Source organism: Nostoc sp. FACHB-892, assembly GCF_014698795.1.
Lineage (GTDB): Bacteria > Cyanobacteriota > Cyanobacteriia > Cyanobacteriales > Nostocaceae > Nostoc.
Map to the genome: position 1 here is coordinate 1 of NZ_JACJTR010000143.1, position 2,485 is coordinate 2,485.

A 2,485-nucleotide genomic window follows, 5' to 3' on the forward strand; every position below is an offset into this window, starting at 1 on the left:
AAGCAATTTCTTGCTCAAAGATAGAACCAGAAGATATGAATTGACGACTCATTTAATTGTGGAATCTCCTTCCAAATGTATCTACAATTAAACCACTATCAACCAATCGCACACCACAGACCTACACCCGTCAGCAAAGTTAACCCAAACCTGCCACTGCCCCAGATAGCCATTCCAGTAAGGCTCCCCATCAGCAACACCGATAGCATTGCCGATTGTGGAGACTAGCTGTTGGTAGAACTTGCCAACGCTGTCGAGTCCAAGGCGCATTTTCAGCTTCAGCCCCTTCCATCCTTGGACAGTCGGACTTCCCAGTGGCATGAGTGTTTGAGGAATATCCTGGGATTGGGTGTCAATGACTGGTGTAGTTGTACTTATATTGTTGCTGACTGACACCGAATCACAGTTTGACGCTTCATCTCGATTTAACCACCGCTCGAAAATCAAATCACGCTCATCATCGGGTGAAACAAACCGATAAACGCACTCCCTGTTTTCCCTCGGCCCCAATCGACCGACGTAATCAAGTTTCAAATCAATCTTCGCAAGTAGTTTCTGTGCGATCGCTATGGAAGTAAGTTTTTCTGAGATAGTGACGTTCAAGTAATTCTTGATAACGTGCCGATGCTTTACAGCCAGTGCCTTAAACTCCACCATCTTCTCGTCGCTGCCCCGTAACTGAACGTCTGGTGTAAGAAACTGCAACAGATTCAGATTTTCCAGTAATAACACAGCAGGTAATAACTGCCCCTTGTTAAAATCTGGTTTCCAAACTGAATTCTCTCCCGCCTCTAATTGCGCCTTAGCCCGTTTTGCATCACGGTTGGTCAGAAACTCTCGCCCCAGTGTCAAATAGTAGTGCATTCTCAGTTGAGGATACCACCCGTCATCATCTTTCTCCACAAGCTCAGGCGTAACTTCAATTTCATAGCGACGAGACAATTCCGCCTTGCGCTGCTGGTGTCGTTCGGTTTTTGTTTTCGCCCTTTTATCTTGCAGCTTCTTCAATTCGCTTGGAGAGAGTTCATCAGCAGAGGCGATCGCTTTACACTCCGCAGCATACAATTCAACAGATGCCGCCTTAACGGAATCGATAACTGCCCCACTCTCATCGTCATCAGCATCGTCGGCATGGATAATTGTATAACCATCCTCGACCAAACCCGCAAGCACAGACTCTCGATAGCGCCGCATTTCTACATTAATCACAGAACCCCGCTTGCTCCAAGTCTGCAAAGATTCGGGCTGGAAGTTCTGGTCAACATAGCTGTAATCGTCATTGTCCGCCGCCGACAACAGCGCAATATTCGCTTGTGTTGCAACGTGTTGACTTCTGAGTAGTCCTCCTATGGATGTAGAGCCATTCCCCACAACCGACATCCCCCATTCTCGCACCCAAATGTGACGGTCAACAGTCTCTCTAACCCTTGCAAGCATCTGCCGCACAGAGTTAACCGGCTGCACACCTTGAAATATCCCCCAAACACCATCAAAATGTCCTCGAATGTCGATGCTGACTCCAGTTTCCAAACTTGGAGAGGCGATAACCAAATCATACTGAGTCAGAATTTCGTTCAGGTGAGCGATACAACCGAAAGCCGCATGAGATGGATCAGCAACAGATTCGCTGTCAATTCGCAGAATCCGTAAATGTGGGAATTTGCGACGGAACCGTTCTTCTAGTGCCTGGGTTCCCCATTTGGACTTAGCCTTTTGAGCAGAGCAGCAGAGTAAATGATGTCCACTTTTAGCGATCGCCTTGTCCAGTGCCGCAATCAAATTCTTCGGGTTACTGCCAGAGTAGTTGTAACAATTGCCAGATACGTGCCGATAATTGTTGACGATTACGAACGGGTTAACTCGATATTCACCAGCGAGTGATAAAACATACTTCACATCAGTATCGGACACATCAGCGCTTGATAGGTAAATCTTTCCCTGACTGCTGCCCAAAACATTCTGTACTAACTGCTTGAGGTTTTTGAGAACAGATACCCGACGCTTCTGCACTTCAGTACCAGAGTTAAGCAAATGCCAGAATACTTGGTCGCATTCATCAATAATAATGACATCATTTGACCAGTCATCAGGGTTGAATCGCGCCTGACTTTCCTGATGCAGTGAATCCACACACACCCCATATCCCAATAATGTGCCTGTTTCATTCGTGCGGACTTCAGTAACATAGTTAACACCGAAGCGATTACACAACGCCTCGCCCAGTTGGATACGGTGGGTGATAATTAATACCCTTCGTCCTTGGTCATGTGCTTTCGCCACCTCAGTTGTAAGCCATTCGGTTTTACCAGTGCCTTTGGGAGCCTTGAGGATAATCAGTTTTTCACCAACGGGTACGAGCTGGAGTTTGGACTAAAAGCTCAGGCTCAGAAAAAAGTACTTAGAAAATTAGAGATAAAAAATAGACAATAGTACTGAAGACTAATCTTGAAGGTTGAAAGAAAAGCAATCAGTAGTAACACTGACT

The 2,485-nt window shown here is 46.2% G+C and carries 1 pseudogene; it reads right to left on the bottom strand.

From position 1 onward, the window contains the following. Positions 1-87 precede the first annotated feature (87 nt). Positions 88-2,343 (bottom strand): annotated as a pseudogene (locus H6G96_RS40585) (plasmid replication protein, CyRepA1 family); the annotation flags it as partial. Positions 2,344-2,485: the final 142 nt, after the last annotated feature.